Source organism: Paenibacillus sp. EPM92 (assembly GCF_016586185.1).
GTDB lineage: Bacteria > Bacillota > Bacilli > Paenibacillales > NBRC-103111 > Paenibacillus_G > Paenibacillus_G validus.
This window is the reverse complement of sequence record NZ_BCPS01000009.1, coordinates 58,530-83,684: the sequence shown is the minus strand read 5'-3', so window position 1 is coordinate 83,684 and position 25,155 is coordinate 58,530. Positions and strand designations below refer to the sequence as shown.

At 56.6% G+C, this 25,155-nt stretch carries 24 protein-coding genes; 21 read left to right on the top strand and 3 right to left on the bottom strand.

Annotated features, from left to right (window positions below; translation table 11 throughout):
- Nucleotides 1-172 precede the first annotated feature (172 nt).
- On the top strand, nt 173-1,240 hold the full coding sequence (gene mreB, locus JMF85_RS01610; protein ID WP_127606748.1) for a rod shape-determining protein: 1,068 nt from the start codon (nt 173-175) through the stop codon (nt 1,238-1,240).
- Nucleotides 1,241-1,525: 285 nt separating this feature from the next.
- Here mreB and JMF85_RS01605 read toward each other — a convergent pair whose 3' ends face one another.
- Nucleotides 1,526-2,536 (bottom strand): LLM class flavin-dependent oxidoreductase, encoded by a 1,011-nt coding sequence (locus tag JMF85_RS01605; RefSeq protein ID WP_127606750.1) that lies wholly within the window; start codon nt 2,534-2,536, stop codon nt 1,526-1,528.
- Nucleotides 2,537-2,701: 165 nt separating this feature from the next.
- Here JMF85_RS01605 and JMF85_RS01600 point away from each other — a divergent pair, with 165 nt between their 5' ends.
- The 3 genes from JMF85_RS01600 to JMF85_RS01590 all read left to right on the top strand — a co-directional run bounded on the left by JMF85_RS01600 (nt 2,702) and on the right by JMF85_RS01590 (nt 4,058).
- On the top strand, nt 2,702-2,962 hold the full coding sequence (locus JMF85_RS01600) for a YqkE family protein (RefSeq protein ID WP_127606852.1): 261 nt from the start codon (nt 2,702-2,704) through the stop codon (nt 2,960-2,962).
- A gap of 81 nt (nt 2,963-3,043) precedes the next feature.
- Nucleotides 3,044-3,463 carry a DUF1284 domain-containing protein gene (locus JMF85_RS01595; protein ID WP_155615008.1) on the top strand — a complete coding sequence of 140 codons (420 nt, stop codon included), beginning with the start codon at nt 3,044-3,046 and terminating at the stop codon, nt 3,461-3,463.
- A gap of 85 nt (nt 3,464-3,548) precedes the next feature.
- Nucleotides 3,549-4,058, top strand: coding sequence for a metallophosphoesterase (locus JMF85_RS01590; RefSeq protein WP_127606754.1), 510 nt, complete (start codon nt 3,549-3,551; stop codon nt 4,056-4,058).
- Between the two features lie 52 nt (nt 4,059-4,110).
- Here the strand turns inward: JMF85_RS01590 and JMF85_RS01585 are convergent, their stop codons facing one another.
- Complete coding sequence (locus JMF85_RS01585) at nt 4,111-4,413, bottom strand: hypothetical protein (RefSeq protein ID WP_127606756.1); 303 nt, start codon at nt 4,411-4,413, stop codon at nt 4,111-4,113.
- 325 nt (nt 4,414-4,738) lie between these two features.
- Between JMF85_RS01585 and JMF85_RS01580 the strand changes: the two genes are divergently transcribed.
- From JMF85_RS01580 to JMF85_RS01500, 17 genes are all read left to right on the top strand, one after another.
- Nucleotides 4,739-4,987, top strand: coding sequence for a hypothetical protein (locus JMF85_RS01580; protein ID WP_155615009.1), 249 nt, complete (start codon nt 4,739-4,741; stop codon nt 4,985-4,987).
- Between the two features lie 306 nt (nt 4,988-5,293).
- Nucleotides 5,294-6,310: a methionine ABC transporter ATP-binding protein gene (locus JMF85_RS01575; RefSeq protein ID WP_054795767.1), complete on the top strand. Its 1,017-nt coding sequence runs from the start codon at nt 5,294-5,296 to the stop codon at nt 6,308-6,310.
- A complete protein-coding gene (locus JMF85_RS01570) occupies nt 6,303-6,965 on the top strand; it encodes a methionine ABC transporter permease (protein ID WP_054795768.1) in 663 nt (220 codons plus the stop codon). Before JMF85_RS01575 ends, JMF85_RS01570 begins: the two co-directional genes overlap by 8 nt.
- Nucleotides 6,966-7,014: 49 nt before the next feature.
- Entirely contained in the window at nt 7,015-7,863 is an 849-nt protein-coding gene (locus JMF85_RS01565; RefSeq protein ID WP_155615010.1) for a MetQ/NlpA family ABC transporter substrate-binding protein, read from the top strand.
- A 96-nt stretch (nt 7,864-7,959) separates the two neighbouring features.
- The gene (locus JMF85_RS01560) at nt 7,960-8,133 is read left to right on the top strand and encodes a TipAS antibiotic-recognition domain-containing protein (RefSeq protein WP_155615011.1); all 174 of its coding nucleotides are present in this window, start codon (nt 7,960-7,962) and stop codon (nt 8,131-8,133) included.
- Nucleotides 8,134-8,302: 169 nt separating this feature from the next.
- Entirely contained in the window at nt 8,303-9,556 is a 1,254-nt protein-coding gene (locus JMF85_RS01555) for a molybdopterin molybdotransferase MoeA (protein ID WP_201317628.1), read from the top strand.
- A gap of 22 nt (nt 9,557-9,578) precedes the next feature.
- A complete protein-coding gene (gene mobB, locus JMF85_RS01550; RefSeq protein WP_054795771.1) occupies nt 9,579-10,118 on the top strand; it encodes a molybdopterin-guanine dinucleotide biosynthesis protein B in 540 nt (179 codons plus the stop codon).
- Nucleotides 10,115-10,744 (top strand): molybdenum cofactor guanylyltransferase, encoded by a 630-nt coding sequence (gene mobA, locus JMF85_RS01545; protein WP_164751774.1) that lies wholly within the window; start codon nt 10,115-10,117, stop codon nt 10,742-10,744. The genes mobB and mobA overlap by 4 nt, the downstream gene beginning before the upstream one ends.
- Before the next feature lie 186 nt (nt 10,745-10,930).
- Nucleotides 10,931-12,259, top strand: coding sequence for an ABC transporter substrate-binding protein (locus JMF85_RS01540; protein ID WP_230876176.1), 1,329 nt, complete (start codon nt 10,931-10,933; stop codon nt 12,257-12,259).
- Nucleotides 12,256-13,962: a sensor histidine kinase gene (locus tag JMF85_RS01535; protein WP_127606768.1), complete on the top strand. Its 1,707-nt coding sequence runs from the start codon at nt 12,256-12,258 to the stop codon at nt 13,960-13,962. The genes JMF85_RS01540 and JMF85_RS01535 overlap by 4 nt, the downstream gene beginning before the upstream one ends.
- Before the next feature lie 2 nt (nt 13,963-13,964).
- Nucleotides 13,965-15,623 (top strand): response regulator, encoded by a 1,659-nt coding sequence (locus JMF85_RS01530; RefSeq protein ID WP_201317627.1) that lies wholly within the window; start codon nt 13,965-13,967, stop codon nt 15,621-15,623.
- 232 nt (nt 15,624-15,855) lie between these two features.
- Nucleotides 15,856-17,208, top strand: coding sequence for an ABC transporter substrate-binding protein (locus JMF85_RS01525; RefSeq protein WP_054795773.1), 1,353 nt, complete (start codon nt 15,856-15,858; stop codon nt 17,206-17,208).
- A 76-nt stretch (nt 17,209-17,284) separates the two neighbouring features.
- Nucleotides 17,285-18,157: a carbohydrate ABC transporter permease gene (locus JMF85_RS01520; protein WP_230876177.1), complete on the top strand. Its 873-nt coding sequence runs from the start codon at nt 17,285-17,287 to the stop codon at nt 18,155-18,157.
- A gap of 10 nt (nt 18,158-18,167) precedes the next feature.
- Complete coding sequence (locus JMF85_RS01515) at nt 18,168-18,998, top strand: carbohydrate ABC transporter permease (RefSeq protein WP_127606772.1); 831 nt, start codon at nt 18,168-18,170, stop codon at nt 18,996-18,998.
- On the top strand, nt 18,998-19,960 hold the full coding sequence (locus JMF85_RS01510; protein ID WP_127606774.1) for a phosphoglycerate dehydrogenase: 963 nt from the start codon (nt 18,998-19,000) through the stop codon (nt 19,958-19,960). The genes JMF85_RS01515 and JMF85_RS01510 overlap by 1 nt, the downstream gene beginning before the upstream one ends.
- A gap of 62 nt (nt 19,961-20,022) precedes the next feature.
- Nucleotides 20,023-21,354 (top strand): nickel pincer cofactor-dependent isomerase, group 22, encoded by a 1,332-nt coding sequence (locus JMF85_RS01505; protein WP_127606776.1) that lies wholly within the window; start codon nt 20,023-20,025, stop codon nt 21,352-21,354.
- A gap of 467 nt (nt 21,355-21,821) precedes the next feature.
- Nucleotides 21,822-22,580: an acyl-[acyl-carrier-protein] thioesterase gene (locus tag JMF85_RS01500; protein WP_054795775.1), complete on the top strand. Its 759-nt coding sequence runs from the start codon at nt 21,822-21,824 to the stop codon at nt 22,578-22,580.
- Here the strand turns inward: JMF85_RS01500 and JMF85_RS01495 are convergent.
- On the bottom strand, nt 22,549-25,125 hold the full coding sequence (locus tag JMF85_RS01495; RefSeq protein ID WP_201317626.1) for an HAD family hydrolase: 2,577 nt from the start codon (nt 25,123-25,125) through the stop codon (nt 22,549-22,551). The two genes, JMF85_RS01500 and JMF85_RS01495, sit on opposite strands and share 32 nt — an antisense overlap.
- Nucleotides 25,126-25,155: the final 30 nt, after the last annotated feature.

Here is a 25,155-nt window from a genome sequence, read left to right as displayed (position 1 = left end):
TATATCATTTAAAAATAAACGATCTGTCGTATTTTGTCAAAAATATTTGAAGATTTTCACGATTTTTGCTAGTTACCCCTCAAATTTGCAAGTGAAGCAGAATACTATAGAAGATCCGGCTGATCCACCTCCAAATCGCGCATCGGGTTTCCAATAAAGGAGGAGAAGTTTCATGTTTAAACGATTTGACAAGTTATACGGTATTGACTTAGGAACGTCAAACACGGTGATCTTCGAGCAGGGTAAAGGCATCGTGCTGAGCGAACCGTCTGTAGTCGCCTTTCATCAAAGCACCGGCGAATTGCTGGCCGTAGGCGCGGAGGCGCAAGCGATGATCGGACGAGCTCCCGCTCATGTCGACATCACCTATCCCTTGAGGAATGGCGTCATCGCCAATTTCGATCTGACCAGCAGCATGCTTCAGCATTTTATCAAAAAAATACAAGGCCGCTCGTCTTTGCTGCGAAGCTCTCAAGTATATATTTCCGTGCCTTGCGGCATTACCAATGTGCAAAAGCGGGCCGTTGAAGAAACGATCGTCCATAAGGGAGCCAAACGGGCGATTGCGGTCGAGGAACCGCTGGCTGCTGCGCTTGGGGCAGGACTTCCGATTGACGAGCCGATCGGTCATTTGGTGCTCGATATTGGCGGAGGCAGCTGTCAAGTGGCCATCTTGTCGCTCGGGGGCATTGTGGCCAGCCATACGGTGAACCGGGCAGGGATGTCTCTTGACCTAGATATTATGGATTATGTGAAACGGCAGTACAACCTGGAGATCGGGGAACGAACGGCGGAAGAAATCAAGAAACAAATCGGAACGGCCCGTGCTTCCTCCGAAGAACGTACTCTCGGCATTAAGGGGCGGGATGTGATTAACGGATTGCCCCGTTCGATCCAGTTGAGCTCCCGGGAAATATACACGGTGGTGGATGATTTCCTGCAGCTGCTGGTCGAAGCTATTCGCGCGACGTTGGAGCGGTGCCCGCCCGAGCTTGCCGGGGATGTGGTGGAGCAGGGGATTCTGCTGTGCGGAGGCGGCGCTCTGCTGGAAGGAATTGATGAACGGATCCGCGAGGAGACCGGGGTTCCCGTACATATTGCCGAGCATCCGCTTGAATGTACCGCTCTCGGCACCGGCATGATGCTCGGCGCGCACAACAGCAAGCGCGTACCGGCGTGGCGGGAGGCCAAACCGGAATCGGCGGTGCAGCAGGATGCGGGCCAGCAAGCCGAAATGTAAGGAAGCTGTGAACAGTCCATGGGGCGGCTGCCGGTCGGCGGCAAGACGATCGTCCGCATCCATGACAAGGAAATGACCTGCGTTATTCACAGGCTTATACACATTACTAACAGGCTATCTCATCTTCCTGTGCATAGGTTTTAGTACATTCATTAACATATCCACAATCGAGGTTATACACAGGTTAAAAGAGAGTCGGTTATCCCGGGCGGAAGTCGCCGGGACCGGATAGATCGAGCAAGCGACCGTTCCCGGTCTGTATCGGGGAGCGGTCGCTTGTTCGGTTCATGGCGTCTGCGGAAGCCCGAAGGCGTCGGCCAGCAGACGGTAGGAGTGTACGCGTGCGCCGAAGTTGTGAATCGGGGAGACGATCATCAGTTCATCGGTGCCGTACCGCTCGGCAAAATCGAGCAGTTGGGCCTTGACGCGGTCGGGCGTGCCTACGAAGCGGCGCTCACGGGCCCCGCGAATGCGCAGCAGGTCGTATTCCGTATACGGATAGTCCATAGCCGTCTGTACGGAAGGGAAGGCATGCTGGTCGAGGCCGCTGCCCAAGCGAAGGAAGAACAGATCCGAGCTTGTCGCCAACCGGTTCGCTTCGTCCTCCGTATCGGCGCATACGACCAGGACCGCAGCAAGGGCTCGCGGACGATCGTTCAAGCTCGACGGTTGAAAGTGCTCCCGGTAATACCGGATCGCCGCTTCCCCGCCGGGCGCGCCGAAGAACTGCGCGAATCCGTAGGCTGTCCCCTGTTGGGCCGCGATTTTGGCGCTCTCATCGCTTGAACCGAGCAGCCACAAGTCGGGAGCGGTTGCGATCGAAGGCGCCGCCTGCAATTTGGCGTACGGATGATCGGGAGGCAGCGATTCGTACAAGAACCCCGTTAAATCGGCGACTTGCTGGGGATAGCGGTCCGTGTCTACATATTTATGCTCCTGCAGCGCTCGCGTCGCCAGCGGCATGCCTCCCGGTGCGCGGCCGAGTCCGAGATCGATGCGGTTCGGATGAAGCGCCTCAAGCAGCTTGAAGTTTTCCGCCACTTTATAAGAGCTGTAATGAGGCAGCATCACGCCGCCCGAGCCCACACGGATGCGCGAGGTCGCCGCGGCCAGGTGAGCGATCAGCACCTCCGGACTGGAGAAGGCCAGCATCCTGCTGCCGTGATGCTCGGATACCCAGTATCGGGCATAGCCGAGCCGGTCCGCTTCTTGCGCCAGCCGCGTCGTTTCCTTCAACGCATCCGCGGCGGTTTGTCCTTCGCCGACTTGGCATTGATCCAAAATTCCGAGTTTCATGGTTCGCACCTCCGATTCATGTTCTAAATCTAAGAGTAATGAATTCACTATATTTTAGCAAGCGATGTATTTTTAATAAGTAAATGCGAACCATTGCCGGGGGACCGCGCAGTAGTGCGACCCGGTGAAACCTGCTATAATGTGGATGAAACCGAGGTGATGGATATGGTCAAGAAAAAACGGCCGACATCCGCCGCTCAGCCGGCTACTTCCGATAAACCGGCCACGTTGAAGGATCTTCTGAATCCGGATATCGTGAACAAGCTGAAGGCGCAGGCGGACGATATGAAAGCGGAAGCGGCTAAACGCGAGGAAGCCGCCAAGCAAAAAGCGGCGGAAGCCCGCAAGGCCGAAGAGAAGCGTCTCGAGAACGACTTTGATCATTTGCTGAACAACAGCGGTCTCGACTGGCGCCAATATAAGTAAGAGAAGATCAGGCTGCCCGCGGGGCAGCCTGTTGTTTCATGACACCACGGACCGCAAGTAAGGGGAAGGATGGGACACCGGATGATTCGACTTCGAGGGCATCATTTATTATGTTTGCTAGGCTACCGGGGGATGGGCTACTCGCCCGACTTTTGCACCAACATGACGGCGATCTATGAGCGGCTTCGTGAACAGACGCAGACGCGGGTCGTGCTGGTGGAGGGGCCGGACGACATCTGCGCCGCATATCCGAAGGACAAGCCCCCACACTGCGAAGAAACGAGCGTAGCGCATCGCGATTCGCGCGTGCTGGAGAAGCTCGGGCTGCGGGTCGGCCGCGAGATGAGCTGGGCCGACGTATGCGGCGCGGTCGATGAGACGATGGAGGCAGGCGACATCGGGCGGATCTGCGCCGGCTGCCCTTGGGAGCCGTACGGGGTATGCGAGGACGGCGTGCAGCGAATCAAGCGGGGCGAGGAGCTGCCTCCGGTAGGGGCGTAACCGGTGCCGGGCTGCGATGCGATTCCGGATCGAATGAGGGAACCGATGGTTAGAGGCAGTATTAAGGATCGACAGGGGGGATACGATGGCGAACGTATTTATGATCTCCGATCATCACTTCGGCCACAAGCACATTATCGATTTCGAATCGAGGCCGTTTACCGGTAGCGAAGAGATGACGCGAGTCATGACGGAGAAGTGGAACGCTGTGGTGGGGAAGGACGATCAGGTGTTTCATCTGGGCGATTTCTCGTTCTTAAATATGGAGAAAACGAAGCAGATCGTGTCCGCTCTTAACGGGTACAAAGTGCTGATTCTCGGCAACCACGACCGGGGCCGCGGCCGCCGCTGGTGGCTCGACGCCGGGTTCGATGAAGTGAGCGAGTATCCGATCGTGTACGGCGGATTTTTCTTCCTGTCCCACGAGCCGATGTACATGAACAAGCATATGCCCTACGTGAACATTCACGGTCACATCCACGGGCAAAAGTACGAGGGGACACAGTACGTCAACGTTAGCGTCGAGCATTGGGACTATACACCGGTTCCTTTCGACACGATTAAGGCCAGGGTTGTGCCGAGCGAAGAACAGTGAGCCGGAGCTGCCTTTCTTGCCGCCTGCTCCCCGCCGCGGCCCCGTGTCTGGTTTATAACAGCTTAAAGCGCTCCAAATGATCCCATAACCGCTCCCGGCGCAATATTTCCTTCTGTTTCGGTCCGATCAGATCGTAGTGCGGATAGGGCGGGCGGTTATGGATATACGCGGGATTCAGGCCGTTGCCGCGGCACCATGCCTCGAGTCGTTCGAGATCCGCACAACCTACCTTGGTCACCGACGTAATGCCCGGAAACCGCGGGTCCAGCCAATAATGCGTCAAATAAGCGATTTCCCCGCGCGTCACCGCTTCCTTCCACGCCGTCAATTCTTCTCGTTTAATTCCGAATGCCATGCGCCGCTATCTCATCCTTTGCACAGTGGTAAGTTACTGTTCATTATATCAAGACTATCGTCGGGTTGCGATCTTCGCCCAGGACGTCATGGGGAACGATGGAATAGAGAAACAGAGGGGCAGGGCAACAAAACAACAGAGAACAGAGAACGAGCAGGTGGGCAAGACAGAAAGAGACCCGCGAGCGCAAGGCTTGCGGGTCTTAAAAGTTTATATATCAAAAGGGGGTCGAGTTCTATTATAGGCGGGGAAGCTTAAAGACAGATGAAAATTAGATTTCATTTATGTAACAAATCATTTACACATTTTACTAAAAGCCGTTTCCGTGGACGGACTGCGTTTGCCCGCCCGGCTGCGTCCGGTCCCCGTAGGCGGGGCTCCAACGCCCCTGCCTCTGTATCCCGCGATAGTACGGCACTTGCTGCACGATGGTCCGGCGTATGCGGAGGCGGCGAAGGATTTTGCCGAGCGGGTGAAGGATGTGAGCCACGTGCTGGAAGGCATGACGGAGCGGATGAAGGCGGAGCACGTCGTGGACTTCCTGTATGAACGGTTAACTGCGGAACAGCGGTAAAGCGGTCTATTGACAGGGGAAAATGCGCGGTGCTATTATATCACTATTCCTATTAAATTAGTATGAATTAAGTCATCCGTACAGCGGAGACATTCTCGTACCCGGGAATGTCTTTTCTGTTGTTGGAAAATCTAGGGTATTGACAGGTGGCTGATTTGCTAGTATCATATCAAAGATTTAATGGCCCAAGGGCCATATGGCATGGGGGATACCCTTCGCGTATAAATTCTATGAGATCGGCGCACCATTTAGCCAAACCCTTAGGAATTATACGCCAGTGCTTTAACATATGAGGTGCGACAAGACATGATCCAACTGAGCAACGTATCGAAAACCTACCAGGTCGGCGACCGTTCCATTGCGGCGCTGCGGAATATCGATCTCACGGTCAACAAAGGCGAAATCTTCGGGATTATCGGGCACTCCGGCGCCGGAAAGAGCACGCTGATTCGCACGATTAACGTGCTGGAGCAGCCGACAGGCGGACAAGTATTCGTCGACGGGGTAGAGATGACGGCGTTGAACGGCCGGCGGCTGCAGCAGGAGCGCAGCTCGATCGGGATGATCTTTCAGCATTTCAATCTGCTTTCTTCCGCTACCGTTGCGGATAACATCGCGTTCCCGTTAAGGCTCGCGAAGCAGCAGCCGGGCGCGGTGGAGCGCCGTGTGCGCGAGCTGCTGCAGCTGGTCGGGCTGGAAGAGCATGGCGCGAAATACCCGGCGCAGCTGTCCGGCGGGCAGAAGCAGCGGGTCGGCATCGCCCGTGCGCTCGCGACGAGTCCGAAGGTGCTGCTGTGCGATGAGGCGACGTCCGCCTTGGACCCGCAGACGACGAATTCGATTCTGGCGCTGCTGCTCGATATTAACCGCAAGCTGCATATTACGATCGTGCTCATCACGCACGAGATGCACGTGATCCGCTCCATCTGCGACCGGGTGGCGGTGATCGACGGCGGTAAAATCGTAGAGCTCGGGCCCGTGACCGATGTGTTCCTGAAGCCGCAGCATCCGACGACGCGCGAGTTCGTGGAGCAGCTGTCGGACAGCTCGGAGCCGCTGCAGGCCGCCTCTTCGCCGGCGCACGAGCGGACGATCGTGCGGATCACGTATTTGGGCGAACAGACGTATGCGCCGATTCTGTATGAAACGATGCGGGAGGCCAGCGTGCCGCTCGTTATTCTGCAGGGGACGATTTCCCGGATCAAGGACACGCCATACGGACAGATGGTGGTCGAAATTCAAGGCGGCCGGGCGGACGCGGAGGAGACGGTAGCCCTGCTGCGCAGCCGCGGTCTCGATGTGGAGGTGATCCGCTATGGATAAGCTGATGGAGCTCGATTGGACGGAGATCGGCCGTGCCACGCTCGATACGCTGACCATGCTCGGGCTGTCTACCGTTTTCACGGTGCTGATCGGGCTGCCGCTGGGCATCCTGCTCTTTCTGACCTCGCGCGGCCAGATGCTTCAGCACGGGACGGTGTACGGCGTGCTCTCGCTGGTCGTCAATGTGCTGCGGTCCGTACCCTTCATCATCCTGATGATCATGGTGATTCCGTTCACGAAGCTGCTTGTCGGCACCTCGATCGGCGTTCCCGGCTCAATCCCGCCGCTCGTGATTGCAGCCGCGCCCTTCTTCGCGCGGCTCGTCGAAACGGCGCTGCGCGAAGTCGACCGCGGGGTTATCGAAGCGGCGCAGGCGATGGGCGCGTCGTACGGACAGATTGTGAGCCGCGTCCTGCTGCCTGAAGCCCGTCCCGGCTTGATCGCGGCCATCACGATCACGGCCGTGACGCTCGTCTCCTACACGGCGATGTCGGGCGTTATCGGAGGCGGCGGTCTTGGCGATCTCGCGATTCGCTACGGGTACCAGCGGTTCCAAACGACGGTGATGATCGTCACCGTGCTCGTTTTGCTCGCGTTAGTTCAAATCCTGCAAACTCTGGGCGACCGGCTCGTGCGGAGATACCAGCGGAAATAAGGATTTACTAAATAGATATCGTTCAGTTAAAAATGGGGAGGAATTCGAAATGAAAAAAGTCATGATTACCGCATTATCCGCTGTACTCGCCTTCACAATCGCCGCTTGCGGCCAGAAGGAAGCAGCGCCAAGCGCGAACACCCCCGCTGCGGGCGCCGCAGGCGGAGAGAAGAAAGAAGTCACACTGAAGGTCGGCGCAACCGCTGTGCCGCATGCTGAAATTTTGAACTCGGTCAAAGCCAAGCTGAAGGAGCAGGGCGTTAACCTCGAGGTGAAAGAATTCACCGACTATGTGCAGCCTAACGTACAGGTGTTCGAAAAGCAGCTGGATGCCAACTTCTTCCAGCATACGCCTTACCTGGAGCAGTTCAACAAGGATAAAAACATGAACCTCGTCACCGTCACCGGCGTCCACATCGAGCCGTTCGGCGCTTACTCGCAAAAGATTAAGAAAATCGAGGAGCTCAAAGACGGCGCCACCGTCGCGATCCCGAACGACCCGTCCAACGGAGGCCGCGCGCTTGCGCTGTTGGAGAAGAACAACCTGATCAAGCTGAAAGACGGCGTCGGCGTCAAGGGGACTGTCAAGGATATCGTCGAATACAAGAAAAAGCTGACCATTAAAGAGCTTGAGGCCGCTATGCTGCCGCGCGTGCTCGGTGAAGTCGATCTGGCGCTCATCAACACGAACTATGCGCTTGAAGCGAAGCTCGTGCCGACGAAGGACGCGCTGTTCATCGAAGGCCAGGATTCGCCGTATGTGAACATTCTCGTCTCCCGTCCGGACAACAAGGATTCGGATGCGATCCAGAAGCTGGCGAAAGCGCTGAATTCCGAAGATACGAAGAAGTTTATTAACGATAAATACAATGGCGCGGTTGTGCCTGCGTTTAAGTAAGATTGGACGAAGAAGCAAGCAGAACGCATTTCCTATACGGAAATACGGTTCTGCTTTTTTCTTATCCTTGACCCTCACGTTACGTGATGGATTACGATGAATGGGGGAGATTGTACGTTGGAGATTTTCCGCGGTCTCGGGGATTTGTACGTGACCGATGGTCGGTTCACTGCCAACCTCGATAAGAACAAGCCGGGGTATGCCGCTTTCTTGCAAAAAGCGATGCATGTATACTGCGACCGGGAAGAAAGGGAAGGCGAGCCGGGTTGAAAAGAAGCAAAGCGAAGGGCGGAGGATACGCTAACCAAGCGTCGCAGCTCCGCTATGTTTGCAGCGGCATACGCCGGCAACATTTTGTGCGATAAACGCTGTCCTTTTACCAAGCGGAATGATAAAATTTTGTTAACAAGTCGAAGAAAGCGAAGAGGGGAACGGAAGGATGCCGAACCTAAGCGGGAAATACAACCGGGACACCGTTCAGGTGGAAGAAGCGCTGAACCGCATTCAAGCGCATGTTCGCGTGCTGGAGACAGAGACGGTTCCACTGGCGCAAGCGTCCGGCCGACGGGTGGCGGCGCGGATCGCCGCACCGCATCCGTATCCGGCCTTCCGCCGGTCGGGGATGGACGGCTATGCGGTAAGGGCGGCGGATCTCGCCGCGGCTAGCAGAGACACGCCCGTCGTGCTCGAGGTCGTCGAGCACATCCCGTGCGGCTGCGTGCCGGAGCGCCCTGTGGCCAGCGGCCAAACGTCGAGAATCATGACCGGGGCCATGCTGCCCGAAGGAGCGGATACGGTCGTCATGTTTGAGATGACGGAGACGATCGAGCGGGACGGTGCGGCCTGCATCTCGGTTATGAAGCCGCTTGTTTCGGGCACGAACGTGTCCGGGATCGGTTCGGAGGTGAGCGAAGCGGAGCTGCTGCTGGAAGAAGGGCGTGTCATAGGCGCAGGCGAGACTGCGCTGCTCGCCGTCTTCGGCATCACGGAAGTGTCGGTATACCGCCGTCCGACGATCGCGATCCTGTCCACGGGCTCCGAGCTGCTGCCGGCGGACGCGCCGCTGGAACCGGGCAAAATCCGCAACAGCAACGCCTGGATGCTGGCCGATCGGGTGCGCGCGTTGGGCGGCATCCCGCTCGTGCTGGAGACGGCCGCGGATGAGCTGGAGCATGTGCGGGCCGCGATCCTTGAAGCGCTGGCGCAAGCCGACGCCGTTATTACGAGCGGGGGCGTTTCCGTCGGGGATTACGACGTGCTCGCCGACTGGCTTGTCTCCTGGGAGGGGACGACGCTGTTTACGAAGGTGGCGATGCGCCCTGGCAGTCCGACCAGTGTGGGCGTGTTGAACGGGAAGCTGATTTTCGCGCTTTCGGGCAACCCGGGCGCTTGTTTTGTCGGGTTCGAGCTGTTCGTGCGTCCGGCCTTGGCGGCGATGCAGGGAACGGCCGGTCCGGCGCTGCAGCGCATCCGCGCGCTGCTGGGCGAAGGGTTTCCGAAGGTGAACAACTATCCCCGTTATGTGCGGGGGACACTGTCTTTTGTCGAAGGGCGAGTATATGCGGTCACGCATCGGCACAATCAATCGGGCAGCCTCATTTCCATTAAAGATACGACGGCGCTCATCGTGATCCCGGCCGGAGGCAGCGGGCTTCAACCGGGGGATTTGGTCGACGTGCTGCTATTAGGCTAGAGGCGGAAGGACGAGGAATCGGATGGCAACGAAAGCGGTTTTTCAAGTCGTCGGGTATAAGAATACGGGCAAAACGACACTCACGTGCCGTCTCATCCGCCTGTTCCGCGCGGCCGGGTATTCGGTCGGTACGATCAAGCACGATGCGCACGACTTCGAGATCGACCTGCCGGGCAAGGATACATGGCAGCACCGCGAAGCGGGAGCGGAGGCCGTGGCCATCACCTCGGACGGCGGAGGGCGGACGTTCATCCTGGAGCAGCGGCCGCTTGCCTTGAACGAGCTGGTACAGCGGATGGCGCATCTGGATATCGTGGTGGTGGAGGGCTTTAAGTCCGAGGATTACCCGAAAATCGTGATCGTCCGGGAAGCCGGGGATCTGGCGTTGATCGGCCGGGTATCCCATCCGATCGCCGTCGCGGCATGGCTTGCTCCGGAGCAGGCCGCCCCCCATGCAGGGGGAACGCCTATCGTGGCGATCGACGACACGGAGGCGCTGCTTCGCGTCGTTGCGGACAAATTCGGGCTCGATATCGCGGGCGGGCAGGAGGAGAAGCGATGAAGCGCCGTATGTTGAAGGGCGTCATCGTGGCCGGCGGCCTCAATACGCGTATGGGGCAGGCGAAAGGGCTGATGCCGATCGCCGGGCAGCCTCTGATCGGGCGTACGGTTGCGGAGATGCATAAGGTTTGCGACAGCGTCGTCGTCGTCGCGAACGAACCGGAGCTTTACGCTGCAGCGGTCGGATCTGGCGCGGAGCTGATCGCCGACATCATCCCGCATAAGGGGCCGATGAGCGGCCTGCATGCGGCTTTGTCGGGTTCGTCGCACGATTATCATTGGGTCGTCGGATGCGACATGCCGTTCGTCTCGTCGAGGGTCGCGGCGTGGCTGCTGCGGCGGCTCGAAGCGGGCGCTGCACCGGCGGTCATCCCGTGTGCCGGGGAACAGGCGCATCCGCTGCACGGGCTGTACCGCAGAACGTGCCTGCCGTCCGTGGAAGCGCGAATCCGCGGGGGCTCCACCGGCTTGATTCGCTGGCTGCATGAGATCGGGGCTGACTTCGCGACGGAACAGGAGCTGGCCGCAGCCGGATTGGACATCGATTTCGCGCTCAGCTTTAACGATCCGGAGCAGTACGCCCGGTGCGCGGCTAAGGCGGAAGCTAGAGCGGACCGCTCCTTGTAATCGAACGTCGTTCCCTAGGGGGGCGGCGTTTTCATTCTTTTATTGGACGGGTGCGCATATGGAGAATGTTTCCTGCCGGTTCCACGTTGCTAATTTAATATCCCCATTGTTAAATAAATAGCATATCTAAATTTAAGAAAGCCCATAAAATGAATAGTAAGCATGTTTAGGAGGCCAAAAGGTACGATGTCTATGAAGGCTACTCGCCGGATCGCTCTAATTAGCTGCATGCTGCTGACGGCAGGTGCGGTGATCGGCTGCAGCGCCGCCGCGGACCGTGACGTCTCGGATCCTACTAGCCCTGCAGCAGGCAACCCGTTTACCGGACAAAGCATCACGGTCTATATGGGGAACAGCGCGGCCGCGGATACGATCAAGTCCCTGCTTCCGGAATTTGAAGCCCAAACCGGCCTTAAAGTAGATCTGCTCAGCTTTACCAATGAACAGCTGAGCCAGAAGCTCTCGGTCCAGCTTACGGCGGGCAGTTCAAGTCCCGATGTGTTCATGATCCGCCCGCTGGAAGAGCTCAGGCTGTTTGATAAGAACGGATGGCTGCAGCCCTTGGACGAATACGTACGAAGAGATCCGGGCTATGACTTTGACGATTTCTTTCAATCGGCCATCGATTCGACGACAACCGGGGGGCGGTTAACCTCGATCCCGCTGTCTACCGAGCAGCAAATTTTATATTACCGGAAGGATTTATTCGAGCAGGCCGGGCTGGCCGTTCCCCGGACGCTGGATGAGCTTGAAGCGGCGGCACGCCGGCTGCACGATCCGGCCAGTGGCGTTTACGGCTTTGTCGCCAGGGGCCAAAGAAACGCTTTGGTTACGCAGCTCTCCTCCTTCCTGTATTCCGAGGGCGGGGATTTTCAGAAGAATGATCTTGCGGCGATCAATACGCCGGAAGCGATCAGGGGGATGACCCGATATATCCGGTTGTTGAAAAATTATGGGCCCCCCGGTGTCTTTAATATGGGCTGGCAGCAAGCCGCAGGCGTTTTCGCGTTAGGCAAAGCGGCTTTGTATACCGATGCCAGCGCGATCTATACCAATGTCATCAATTCCGGTCAATCGGCGATCGGCGACAAGATCGGGTATGCGATGTTTCCTGCGGGACAAGCCGGCGCCAAGCCTTTTAATATAACCGCTTGGGGGTTGGCGATGAGCGCCGCATCGGGCCGCAAGGAGGCGGCATGGAGCTTCATCCAGTGGGCGACGAGCAAAGACCTCGTGATGCATTCCCAGCAGCGGGGAAATCCCGGCGCCCGCCAGTCGGTATGGAACGATCCTCAAGGCGTTTCCGGGTTTCCGGCTGCGTATATTCCTGTTGTTACGGAATCGATGCGGGTCGGAGTGGGGCACGACCGCCCGCAGGTGATCAATGTAGGCGAGGCCCGCGAGATCATCGGGGATATTGTCATTCAGGGCTTGCTGGGTGAAGATATCAAGGCCGCCGCGGACAAGGCCAACATCAGCTTTCAATCGCTCATCGACAAGGAGAAGAGCCGATGAATACGTTCGGAAAAGTCATCACGCTCGTCATTTCTTTGCTTATTCCGATTATTCTTTTGTACATGTATTCGAATCAGGTAAGCGTTAACGTAGTCCGCCAAACGGTGGAGGAAGGAAACCGGAACCGGCTTGCCTTCTTCATGAGCCAAATGGAGATGATGATCGACCAATTAACCAAATATTCGGTGACAGCCAGTCGGGATTACAGCATTAAAGAATATTTGGACGGGCGGAACACGAGCAAGCCGCTCGTTCAGCTGCAGCGGCAAATGCGGATTGTCGACATGCTGAACATGCAAATTGCGACAAGCGCCTGGAACAATCAGATCATCTTATATTTGCTCGATTCCAAGGAGATCATCTCTACCGATTACTCGGTCCAATACGACGAGAACTATCTCCGGAATCCGGAGTTGAAGAAGTGGTCGCATCGCAGCGCGCTTACTTACGGGATGTACCAAACGTTTTTTTCCCGAATCAAGGAATCGGATATTCCCAACCTGTACATTGAGATTCGATTTACGGATGATAACATCAAGAACATGCTGAATTTATTGAAGCAGGGGGACAAGCGGGAGCCTTTCCTGTATCAATCCGGGATGGAGCCGATCCTGAACTACACGGCAGACCGGACGCTGGTCGGCCGGGTCGTCGAGCAGTTGGACCGTCAGGAGCTTCAGCACAGCGGCAGTATTACCGTATCGCTCAACAAGCAGAAATATATCGTCAATTATATTCGCTCCGAAAGTCTCGGGTGGTATCTGGTCGATATTGTCCCGCTGGAAAGCATCTTCGCGCCCATCATTACCAGCCGAAATTTATTTTATACGTCCATCGGCTTGCTGACGGCGATGAGTCTTCTGGTTACCCTGCTGTTGTACCGAAACGTGCAGCGGCCCATTCAGCTGCTGATACGGGGCGTGCAGCGCATTAAGGACGGCCAGTATTCCGCCAGGCTCAAGCAGCAGCCGAACAATGAATTCGACTTTCTGTTCATCAGCTTCAACGAAATGGCGGAGAAGATTCAAGAGCTTATCGAGAAGGTATATAAGGAAACGCTCCGCTCGAGGGAAGCTACGCTGAAGCAGCTGCAATCGCAAATCAATCCGCACTTTTTGTACAACTGTTTATTTTATATCAAGAACATGGCTAATCTGGGCGATAAGGAAGCGGTGGTGGCGATGTCGCTGAACCTGGGCGAATATTACCGGTACACGACAAGGCTGGAGAGCACGATGACGAAGCTCAAGGAAGAAGTCAAGCTGATCGAAAATTACTTGATGATCCAGACGCTCCGCTTACAGCGCTTACACTACGAAATCGACATCCCGGAGGAGATGCAGACGCTTGAAATTCCGCGCTTGTTGATTCAACCGTTGGTTGAAAATGCGGTGATCCACGGGGTAGAAAACAGCCTTCAATTCGGCGTGATTCAAGTGAAGGGCGAACGGGTGAACGGGATCAACAAGATTATTGTCGACGATAACGGCGTCGGTATTTCGGCGGACAAGCTGGAGGAGCTGCAGCGAAGAGTCGCCGAGCCTTTGGAAGAAGAAACGGGCTGCGGCTTGTGGAACATTCATCAGCGGTTGATTCACCTGTACGAAGGAACGTCCGGCTTATATTTCTCGCAATCACCGCTAAACGGATTTCGCGTTGAACTGATTTGGGAGGACAAGACCGCTTTATCCAAGGAGGAATAGACATGTTTCAGTTGCTGCTCGTCGACGATGAGGCCAGCGTCGTCGACAGTCTGGCCGACACCCTTCCGTGGCATGAGATTGGAATCGGAACCGTATTCAAGGCATATTCGGGCAGTGAAGCGCTGGAGATTTTAAATACGAATTCCATCGATATTATGATGACCGACATTCGGATGCCGGGCATGAACGGGCTGGAGCTGCTCGCGCGGGTTCGCCGCAGCTGGAAGAAGATCAAATGCATCCTGCTCTCGGGGCATGCGGAATTTTCCTATGCGCAGGAAGCGATTGCCCACGATACCTATGAGTATTTGCTGAAGCCGATCAGCGACGAAGAGGTACTGCTGAAGGTTGGCAACGCCGTGGAAGCGCTGCAGAAGGAACGAGACGAGAATCAATCTTACCAGCGGGTGGTCAAGACCTTGGAGGAGAATCTCCCCAAGCTCAGGGGCGAATTGTTGAATGAGCTGCTGCAGGGCATGAACTATTCGGCTGCGCGCCTGGCGGAGAAGCTGGATATGCTGAAAATGGACATTGTGCGCGAGGAGCCGTTCGCTCTGCTGCTCGTCCGGATGGAAGGCCAGCTGTCGGAGCTTGATCTGTACAGCTTATCTCTTATGGAATACGCGGTCGCGAACATGGCGGAGGAAATATTCGAAGACGGGTTCCGGCTCTGGTCATGCAAGGACGTACATGGATATTTGGCATTCGTGGTGACGTTATCAAGTGAGAAGAAGGCGGAGCAGGCTTCCGCCGAGCGCTTCATGGAAGAAGCGGCGGGCCAGCTCCGGCTGATGGCCTCCCAATTGCAGCTCAGTGTGAACCACTATTTGAAGGGGACCGTCTCGGCGTTAATCAGCAAGTGGGGGGTGTTCCCGCATGATGTGAAGAGGCTGTACGAGGACAGCTTGTTCTCTCTCCGCAGACGGGTGGGCAGTCAAAGCGGGCTGTTAGTTTATGTCGCTGACGAGATGGAGCAGATGCCAGTACATGCGCTGCAGCGGCTTTACGAGCCCCCGCTGCTCGTGCATTTGCTCGAGTCCGGCAATTGGGAGCAGACCGAGGAGAAGTTAGCGGCGATCTGGGAGGAGCTAAACCGGAAATGGGCGGATTCCCACGAGCATCTGGTGGAAGTGTTTTTCTCCATCTACGCTTCCTTCAGCTCCTACGCTCATAAAAACGGGCGCGAGCTGGCCGATATGATTGGCCCGGTTTTATCCGATGTGGCCGGTTTGACGCCGTGCCGTTCGATCACAGCTTTGCATCAATGGATCTTTCAATCGTTCAGGCTGCTTCAGCAGTGCATGGAGAACGAAACGAGGAACGAGCGCGAGAACGCCGTGCGGAGAATCCAGCATTTTGTGCAGAAGCATCTGGTGGAGAACGTTTCGCTGCAGGCCATCGCGGATCATATGTATATGCATCCGGTTCATGTATCGCGTATTTACAAGCTCGAAACCGGAGAAAATCTAAGCGATTACGTACTGCGGCTGAAGATGGAACAGGCTGCCGCCATGCTTGCCAACCCCGCGTTGAAAAACTATGAGATCGCGCTGCAGCTGGGGTATCAAAATCCGAACTATTTTATTAAGGTGTTTAAAAAGTACTATTCGGTAACTCCGCAGGAGTTCCGCTTAAACCTGGACAAGGGCGAAGACCAGTAGCTCTGGTCGTCTTCCGTGCAGCCCGCCTTCTTCAGAAGGCGGGTTTTTCTTCGTCTTTGGCAAAGTTTTTCCTTTTCATGCAGCGAATCGCAGATCACGTTAAGAATGTGCCATCGGGGTTAAATTGTTGTCATTTTAACGCGCAAGTAAACGCTTTACTATGGATGTAGGGGCTAATCGCGCAGAGGCGATAGCCGCCTAAACGAGATTACCACGGGAGGTCTTTCTTCGTATGAAAACATGGATGACAAGAACGGTGGCCGTCGCATTGATGGCTTCGCTTGCAGCGGGCTGCAGCAGCGGCGGAAGCGCCGGCACAACCGGAACAGGGACGACCAAGGAAGGAAGCGGAAGCGCGGCAAGCGGCGGGCAGAAGCCAACCTTGACCTTTTGGATGAAAAAGCAGCTGTTCGAGGATCAGAACAAGCTGATTCTGGAACGGGCCAAGCAGTTCGGAGTGGACCAAAATGTGAACGTAAACATCGAGCTGATCGCTTATGAAGATTTTTATCCGAAATGGTCCGCGGCGATCGAGTCGAAAACAACCCCTGACGTTTCGTACTTCGGCTACCAGGAGGTCGGCCAGTTCTACGGCAAAGACGTGCTGGAGGACTTGAGCGACGTGGTCAAGAAGCTGGAGGGCACGAACGGCGAAATCCAGGAGAGCATGAAGAAGGCGGTCACGTTCCAGGGCAAGCAATACGCCGTGCCGTTCTGGACGGAATCCCAGGTGCTTTACTATCGGAAAGATCTGCTGAAGAACGCGGGCTTCGACGCCCCTCCAAAAACGTGGGAAGAGTTCAGAAAAATGGCCAAGGCGTTAACCGATCCGAGCAAAGGCGTATACGGCGCCGGCATGGGCTACGGCAAAGGCAACTCCGATGCGGAATTCCTGACGCGCGGCATTATTTGGTCCTACGGCGGCTCCCTCGATACGAAGGACGGCAAGACGGTCATCGTGAATTCGCCGGAATCGGTCGAAGCGACGAAATTTATCCGCGATATTTTCCTGACGGACAAGAGCACGCCGCCGAGCGCGCTCGGATGGGATGACAGCGGGAACAACAAAGCGTATTTAAGCGGCCAGGCGGCGATGATTTTCAACGTCGGAAGCACCCTGGCCACCATTAAGAAGGATAACCCGGATTTGTATGAGAAAACCGGGATCGCCACTTATCCGGCAGGACCGAAGGGAACCTTCATTCCGGGAATCAGCAACAACCTGGGGATTTTCAAAGATTCCAAGAACAAGGATCTGGCCAAGCAGTTTGTTGAGTTCATGCTGAATGCCGACTGGTATAAAACATGGATCGAGAAGGGCGCGCCGTTGACAGGACCGGTTTATACCAAATTAACGACCGAGCCGGTTTGGCAGGAAGAGAAGAATAAAGCTTTCGTCGAGTCGGTCAAAGGCTTCAATTTCTTGGGCTTCCCGGGCGAGTACAATCCGAAGGCCGGAGAAATATTCAACCTGCGCATCGTGAACGACGCGTTCCAGAAGCTGCTCCTGGAGCCGAATTATACGCCTGAGACGGCGGTTAAGGATCTGCACACGAAGATTGAGGAAGTTTACAACAAAAAGTAATCTTTACATTTCACGCTATGGAATGATCGCGCAGTGCGGTCGTTCCATAGCTTCACAAGTAAGGCGGGGATAAGCTTTGAGAACGAATACGGACAACAAACTTGCCTATATGCTGATGAGTCCCGTGCTGATTTATTTACTTGCCGTTATGGTCCTTCCGTTCGGCTGGGCGCTGTACTTAAGTTTTACGAATAAGGTTGTGGGCGTACCGGCAACGTTTACCGGCTTGAGCAACTATATCGAGCTCATGAAGGATTCGTTGTTCTGGAAAGCGGTATGGAATACGATCATCTTCACGGTCGTGGCGGTTATCGGCAAAACGGTATTCGGCATGATCATGGCGCTCGTTTTGAATGAGAAAATCGTGCTGCGCAATGTGTTCCGGGTCCTGCTGTTCCTCCCGTGGACGATTCCGACCATCGTGTCGGTATTTACGTGGCAGTGGATTTATTCCGATGTCGGCGGCGTGCTGAATTTTCTGCTGCTGAAGACCGGACTGATCGGCGCTCCGGTCGGCTGGCTGGCTACCCCGGATCTTGCCATGTTCTCGGTTATTCTGGTGAACGTCTGGAGAGGGATTCCGTTCATGGGGATTGCCATTCTGGCGGGTCTGCAGACGGTATCCAAGGAAATGTACGAAGCGGCGATGCTGGACGGCGCGGGCGCGGTCAAGCGGTTCATCTACATGACGCTGCCTTCCGTCAAGGAAGTGACGGTGCTGGCTGCCGTGATGACGACGATCTGGACGCTTAACGACTTTGAAATCATTTGGCTGCTGACACGCGGAGGCCCATCCAACGGCACACAGGTTTTATCCACACTTAGCTATACGATCGGATTTTTAAATATGAGCTTGGGGAAAGCGATTGCCATTGCCATTCTGACGATGCCACCGTTGATCATGCTGATCAACTTCGTCACGAAGCGTTCGCTTTCGTCCGACGAGTAGGTGAATGCGCATGGAAAATAAATCGATCGGCAAACAAATTGTCGTTTACGTCACGCTGGCCGTCCTCTTAATATGCGCGCTGTTTCCGCTTTATTGGATGGTGAATACGTCCTTCAAATCGCAAGGCGAAATCTATAATATGACGCCATCCTTCTGGCCTAAAAATTTCACGTGGTCGGCTTATGTGAAGCTGATTATGGAGAAAGGTTTTCTTACCAACATCAAGAACAGCCTGCTGGTCTCGCTGATCGTTGCTTTTCTGTCGATTGTCGTCAGCATGCTGGCGGCCTATGCGATCTCCAAGCTGCGCTTCCGGGGCCGCACCATGATCTCCAAAGGCATTCTGTATGCCTATTTAATGCCGCGGGCGGTGCTGTTCATTCCGCTGTACATGCTGGTCTCCACGATTGGATTGAATGATTCGATCTTTGGTTTGATGCTGATCTATCCGACCATTACGATTCCGTATGCGACCTGGATGCTGATCTCGTACTTCAAATCGATTCCCGTTGAAATCGAAGAGGCGGCGATGATCGACGGCTGCACACGGGCCCGCACGATGCTGAGCATCATCTTCCCGCTGTCCGCTCCGGGGATTGCGGCTACATTCATTTTCGCGTTCACCTTGTGCTGGAGCGAATACTTGTACGCGCTGGTCGTCGTGACCAAAAGTGTCGACAAGACGATTACGCTCGGATTGTCCGACATGATCGTGGGTGACGTCTTTGCATGGGGTCCGCTGATGGGCGGTTCCATCATTGCTTCCATTCCGGTCATCATCATGTATCTGTTCACTTCAAAATATATGGTTAGCGGCATGACCGTAGGAGGAGTTAAATAATGACAAGATTGAACAAGGTGCTGGTTACGGCGACCAATTATTCGACGCTGTGCGCGGAAGCGAAGCGTCTTCTGGAAGAGGGCGGCTGCGAAATCATCGAGAACCGGGTGGGACGTCCGCATACGTTCGAGGAGCTGGTTCCTCTCGTATCGGATATCGACGGCGTCATTGCAGGCGTCGATACCTGGGATGAAGCCGTGTTCAAGCTGGCGCCGAATCTGAAGGCGATCGCCCGTTTCGGCGTAGGCGTCGACAACATCGATTTGGCCAAAGCGCGCGAGTACGGCATTCAGGTGACCAACGTGCCGGGAGGCAACGCGAACGCCGTAGCCGAGCTGGCCGTAGGGCTGATCTTGTCCATGATCCGCAACATCCCTGCCTTGCATCAGTCCGCCAGACGCGGGTATTGGGACCGCTATGTGGGGGAGGAAATTCAGGGGAAAACCGTCGGGCTGCTGGGATTCGGCAATATCGCGCAGATGACGGCGAAGAAGCTGCAGGGCTTCGATGTGAAGCTCATCGCCTATGATAAATATCCGAACGCAGATAAAGCGAAAGAATATGGGGTTGAACTGGTTTCTTCGGATGATGTGCTGAAGCGCAGCGACGTGGTCAGCATGCATCTGCCGAGCTTGAAAGAAACGTATCATATGATGAGCGACGAGCAATTTTCGATGATGAAAAAAACCGCGTTTTTCGTAAATACGGCCCGGGGAGCGCTTGTCGATGAGAAGGCGCTTCACCGTGCGTTGCAAACGCGATCTATAGCAGGCGCGGCCATTGACGTATATGAGCAGGAGCCGGTGTCGGCGGATAATCCGTTATTTCAACTCGACAACCTGATTTCGACGCCGCATACGGCAGCCGAAACGGTTGAAACGTACCGCCGGGTAGGACTGGTTACGGCGCAAGCGCTGCTTGATGTGTTCGCGGGTAAAGAACCGGCGAATTTGCTTCGCTAGCCGGGGCGCAGCTTTGTCATGCACAGGCTGAAAGCGATCAAGATTCGGGAGGAGTCCGCTTTATGAATGGTGCGTCGGACGGCCGGGGCGAAGGGATACACTTGAACTTGGGGCGCGTGAATCTTGCGGCGATGGAGCCTGTCCGGCTGCCTCGGATGGTTCCGGTCAGACAGCGGTTCGATGCGAGGCGCATCGATCCGGAGGACATGGAAGCAATCATCGGCGGTCAGTTCCGGAGAGAAGACGTTCGCGGTAAAATTACGCCCGGCATGCGAATTGCCGTAGGCGTCGGGAGCCGGGGGATCGAGAATCTCGCGCTCATTGTCCGCGCAGTCGTTCAGGAACTGAAGAAGCTGGGCGCGGTGCCTTTCATCGTTCCGGCCATGGGCAGTCATGGCGGAGGAAGAGCGGAAGGCCAGGAGCGGCTGCTCGCCGGGTATGGCATTCACGAAGAGAATGTGGGGGCGCCGGTCCGGGCCTCGATGGATACCGTCTATCTGGGCACCGTGCTTGACGGTGTGGAGGTTCACTTCGATCGAATCGCTTACGAGCAGGCGGACGGTATTATCGTCGTTGCGCGGATTAAGCCCCATACCGACTTTAAGGGCCCGATCGAAAGCGGCATTCTCAAGATGCTCGGCATCGGCCTTGGCAAACATAAAGGGGCCAGCTATTTGCACAAATTCGGCATGGAACGCTTCGGCACCCTTCTGCCGGCTGTCGGAGCGCTGATGATGGAGCGGACGCCCATTCTTGGCGGCGTGGGCATCGTCGAAGATGCGTACCATGAAACGGCGCATATTGAATTTGTGCCGAAGGAGCAGCTTCCGCACCGGGAAGAACAATTGCTCGCCGAGGCGAAACGGTTGATGCCCCGCTTGTGGCTGAATGACATCGATGTTCTGATCGTCGATGAAATCGGGAAAAACATCAGCGGCAGCGGCATGGACCCCAATATTATCGGGCGCTCCGGCGCGAGCAGGACGTTCGGGGAAGGCCCGGCGATCCGGAAAATTGTAGTCGGAGGCTTAACGGAGGAAACGAAAGGAAGCGCGGTCGGCATCGGCCTGGCCGATTTTACAACACGCCGGGTTGTGGAGCAAATCGACTTTGCGACCATGTATACTAACGTGATTACCGCGATGGAAATAGGCGGAGGGAAGCTGCCCCTCGTTCTTCACAATGATGAAGAGGCCATATCCGTAGCCGTCTGCACGGCGGGAAGAAGAGAATACGATCAGGTGAAGGTCGTCAGGATCAAGCATACGCTGGCCTTGGAGGACATTCTCGTCTCGGAGAACTTGCTTCCGGAGGTAGAAGCTCATCCGATGATGGAAGCGACCGGCGCCGCCCGGGAATGGAAGTTTGATGCGACCGGGCATTTGATCGGGTAGTCCGCTTCGATTTAACACAAAATCATTCATTTAACGTCACTCCTGGATGGAGCGGCGTTTTTTTATGATCCGTCCACTTGCGTATCCATCGCATCTTAGTCCTTCGTTCGCGGAAGTTTTCCATATCCGTCGTTTCCGGTACGTCCGGCGGGAGTCGGTCGTTTGCGTTCCCGGGGGCAAGAAAACGGCCCGCACGCGGCGGGCCTAAAGCTTACTATATGAAAAAAGGGGGGTTAACTAAATCATAACCTATGAATGTTAAGAGAATATCATCGCTATGTTTCAAATGCGTTACATTTCTGCCGCGTGTGCGGTTCTCGGGAGAGGAAACAAATAGGGACAAGGGCCGTTGACATACGGACAACGGTCCGGTATGCTTCGGAAAGCTTGCTGCAGGCAGGCGAGTAAACCGAGGCGGCCGAATCGAAGGCATTCGGGGCTTCCTGACGAAAGGGAACGGATCGAAGATGGAGAAGCGCGCTGTGTACACGAACACGTACCGTATTGCTTTGGGTGATGTCGATTTTCTAAAAAGCATGAAGCTGAGCGCCGTATTCAACGCTTTTCAAGAGATCGCAAGCAGACATGCGGATCATCTCGGCTTGAGTATTCAGGCTGTCGAGCTCAAGCGGAATGCGGCGTGGATATTAACCCGCATCCGCGTCGAGCTGCTGCGCCGCCCCCGGTGGAATGAAGAGATTCGAATCGAGACCTGGCCGCAGCCGCCGAAGAAATATGAGTTCGAGCGGGATTATGCGGTCATGGACAACGAGGGGAACGTCCTGCTGAGGGCGGTTTCCACCTGGGTCCTGCTGGACATCGATAAGAGGGAGCTCTTGAAGTCCGACTCGGTGGCGATCGATCTCCCGGCGTTCGAGACGAAGAGAGCCATCCTGTGCAAACTCGGCAAAATCAAGCCGTCCGGTACGCCGGAGCCGGTTTACAAGCGGGTGATCGGCATCAGCGACATCGACGTTAACGGCCACCTGAACAACTCCAAGTATGTTGATTTCATCGTCGATTGTTTTTCCATCGAGCAATATCGAAGCTGCCGGGTGAAGTCGATCCAGGTCAACTATGTCCAGGAAGCGCTGCCCGGCGATACGATATCGTTCTTCCGCGACGCATCCGCGCTGGCGGAAGCGGGCCTGATTTATATCGAGGGGCGGAGCGAGCAGGACGGGCGCACGATTTTTACGTCCGAGCTGGAAGTCGAGGCGCTGTAAGGAGAGTCAACACCGGCGCGAGGAACGGATCGGCAATCGTCGTTCCGGTTTCCGCTGTGCCTCCCGATCCGGCTTCCGTTCCTTCCCACGTTCCTTCCCACGTTCCTGCCCCTGTGCCGCTCCCCCGAACGGCTTGCGCGATCGCTTCGCGCCACGCGACGACCTCGGCCTCGGACACCGAGGCCAGCCAAATATGCCGCCGCCCGCCGCTGGACTCCGCACGCTTCGCCGCAAGCAGGAAGGCGGCCCAGCTCTCCTCCCGCCGGGGATCGACGATTTCGGCGATGGCGAGCTTGTGCAGGAAGGCGGCGCGTTTGGCGGCTTCCAGGAAAGCGCCCGATCCGACCAGATGCAGGGCGGCTGCCCCTTGCTCCTTCGCCGCCAGACACATCCGGAGCAGCAAGCCTTGATAGCCTGTCGCGTCCTGCTGCCGGAGGTGATGAAGGTACAGCTCATACGGATGCCGCCGCGTCAGCGTGCCCTGAGGCCAGTATACGTTAACGACCGACGGGTCGTAGCTCCCGTGATCGAGGAAATGCAGGCGTCCGTGCTCGAACCAGCGCTCGTCCACCGGCTCGCATATGCGCGTGTACGTTCCGAAATGGTTATCCTGATGCCGGAGATTGCCGAGCAGCGAGGCTTCTTGGGGCGTCGGCATGTCAATCATCCGATGCAGCGGTTTGAAGGATTCGCGGGCGCCCAGCGCCGGGCGGCAATCCGGGCGTTCCGCTTTCCACGCGTAATAATAACGTTGAAATGCCAGAGCCCCCTCCTGAAAAGCGCGCTTATAGGCGAGCTCCTCCCCGCTAAGCGATACGTGCGCCAACTGCGGCTGTACACGGCCCTGCTCGTCCCTCGCGTATCCCGTCGTCGAGCCGAAGGCGCCCATCATCAATTCTTCGAGAAAGGCGGGACTGCGCACCAGCGCTTTGCCGAGCTCCTCATTCTCGCCCGAGCTGCCGAGGAACGAACGAATATCGATTCCCTCCATTAGCAGGTCGCAGATTCCGGCGCCGCCGACGGCAAGCAGATGAATCGTCGGCGGATCTTCCCCGGCCCGCGATGCCGCGCCTTCCGATTGCTCCGGATGTTCCGGACGAACGCGACCGTATTTCAACGCGGCGTGCAGCGACTTTTTGATGTTGCCGTGAAAGCCGATATCCAACGTCACCATACGCTCCGGCGTTTCGCAGGTCTGCTTCAAGTAATCGCACAACAGCTGCCGGTGGTGCGCGATGGCGGCGTCGATTTTCGCGCGTGTTCGCGCTTCGAGCAGAAACCGCCGCAGCTTCTCAAGCAGCGTGCCGGCCTGCTCATCCTTCATCGTGCGGCATTCCTGCAGCGAGAGGCCCAGCGCTTCCCCGAACGCGTGCGCCTCCTCGGCCAGGCCGAGCTTCTGCAGCAATTCGCCGACCTTCGCGTCGCCGGAACGGAACAAGCGTTCAAGCTCGGCTTCGTCGAAGCGCCTGAGCGAAGCCAAGTACGTCGCTTGGCGCGATACGTAAAGCGGCACAACGCGCAGCGGAATGCCGCGCGAACGAGCAGCCTGCTCCAGCATAGGTGTGAGCAGCACCCCTTCGCGCATCAGCGGATGCACTTCCGTGCGGTTCTCCGCGATGCATACGTCAATCGCCCAGTCGCACAGCGCCGTCAAGAACGGACCGGCCATCCCCGCGCCGATCTCGTGAAAGGCTGCCGTCTCAGCAGCGGCAGGCGCCCCGGTCTCCGGCTGACGCTGACTGACCCCCGCCAGCTTGCGCAGCGATTTCAACGGCGGCAGCACGTCGCGATGCCGGACCGCCTCCCAATGGTAAGCGCTGTCGAAGGACTCGGGCACGACCGCATAGTGAATGGCGCGAATGCGCTGCAGCGCAGCGCCTCGCACGTCCGCCCGCTCGTTGTCCCCGATATGTACAATCGCTTCGCGCGACAGGCCGGGGCACAGCTCCAGCAGCCGTTCGAACAAGCCGCCCGTCGACTTATTCCGGCGCTGCTCTCCTGAGACGAGCAGCACGTCGATCTCCGTGCGCTCCAGCCCCGCCGCCGCCAGCAGGTCCAGCAGCTGATCCGAGGACAAGTACATGTCCGACAGGAGGGCGATCCGTTTGCCCGCAGCCTTGCAGCAACGCAGCAGGGAGGCCACGTTCGGGTTCAAATAACACGTCTCGGCCTCCGTGGCGAGTTCGATGCGCAGAACCTCCTCCGGACGGCCGAGATGCGCCGGCATTTCGGCGTAGATGTCGCTCAATGTAATCTCGTCGTGGCCTTGCAGCCGCAGCTGCTTATCCCGGGCCCGGCGTTCGGCCGTTCCGCGCATCGAGCGGAATTCGTGCGGGCTGACGGACCGCTTCAACGAGCCGGACGAAACCGCGCGTTCGGCCGTTCTCCTGAAGACGTCGGTGGGATGGTCGCACGCCCGCAGCAGCAGCGTATCGAAGATATCCAGGCTGAGCATTTCTATTTTTTCGTACGTACCGTCTCTGGCCAGCGGCGCCAAATACCGGTCACCTTTCCATAAATCCAGGGAATGCAGCATACGGTTCATCCTTACAAGCCTCCAATTCATCGACCGGTT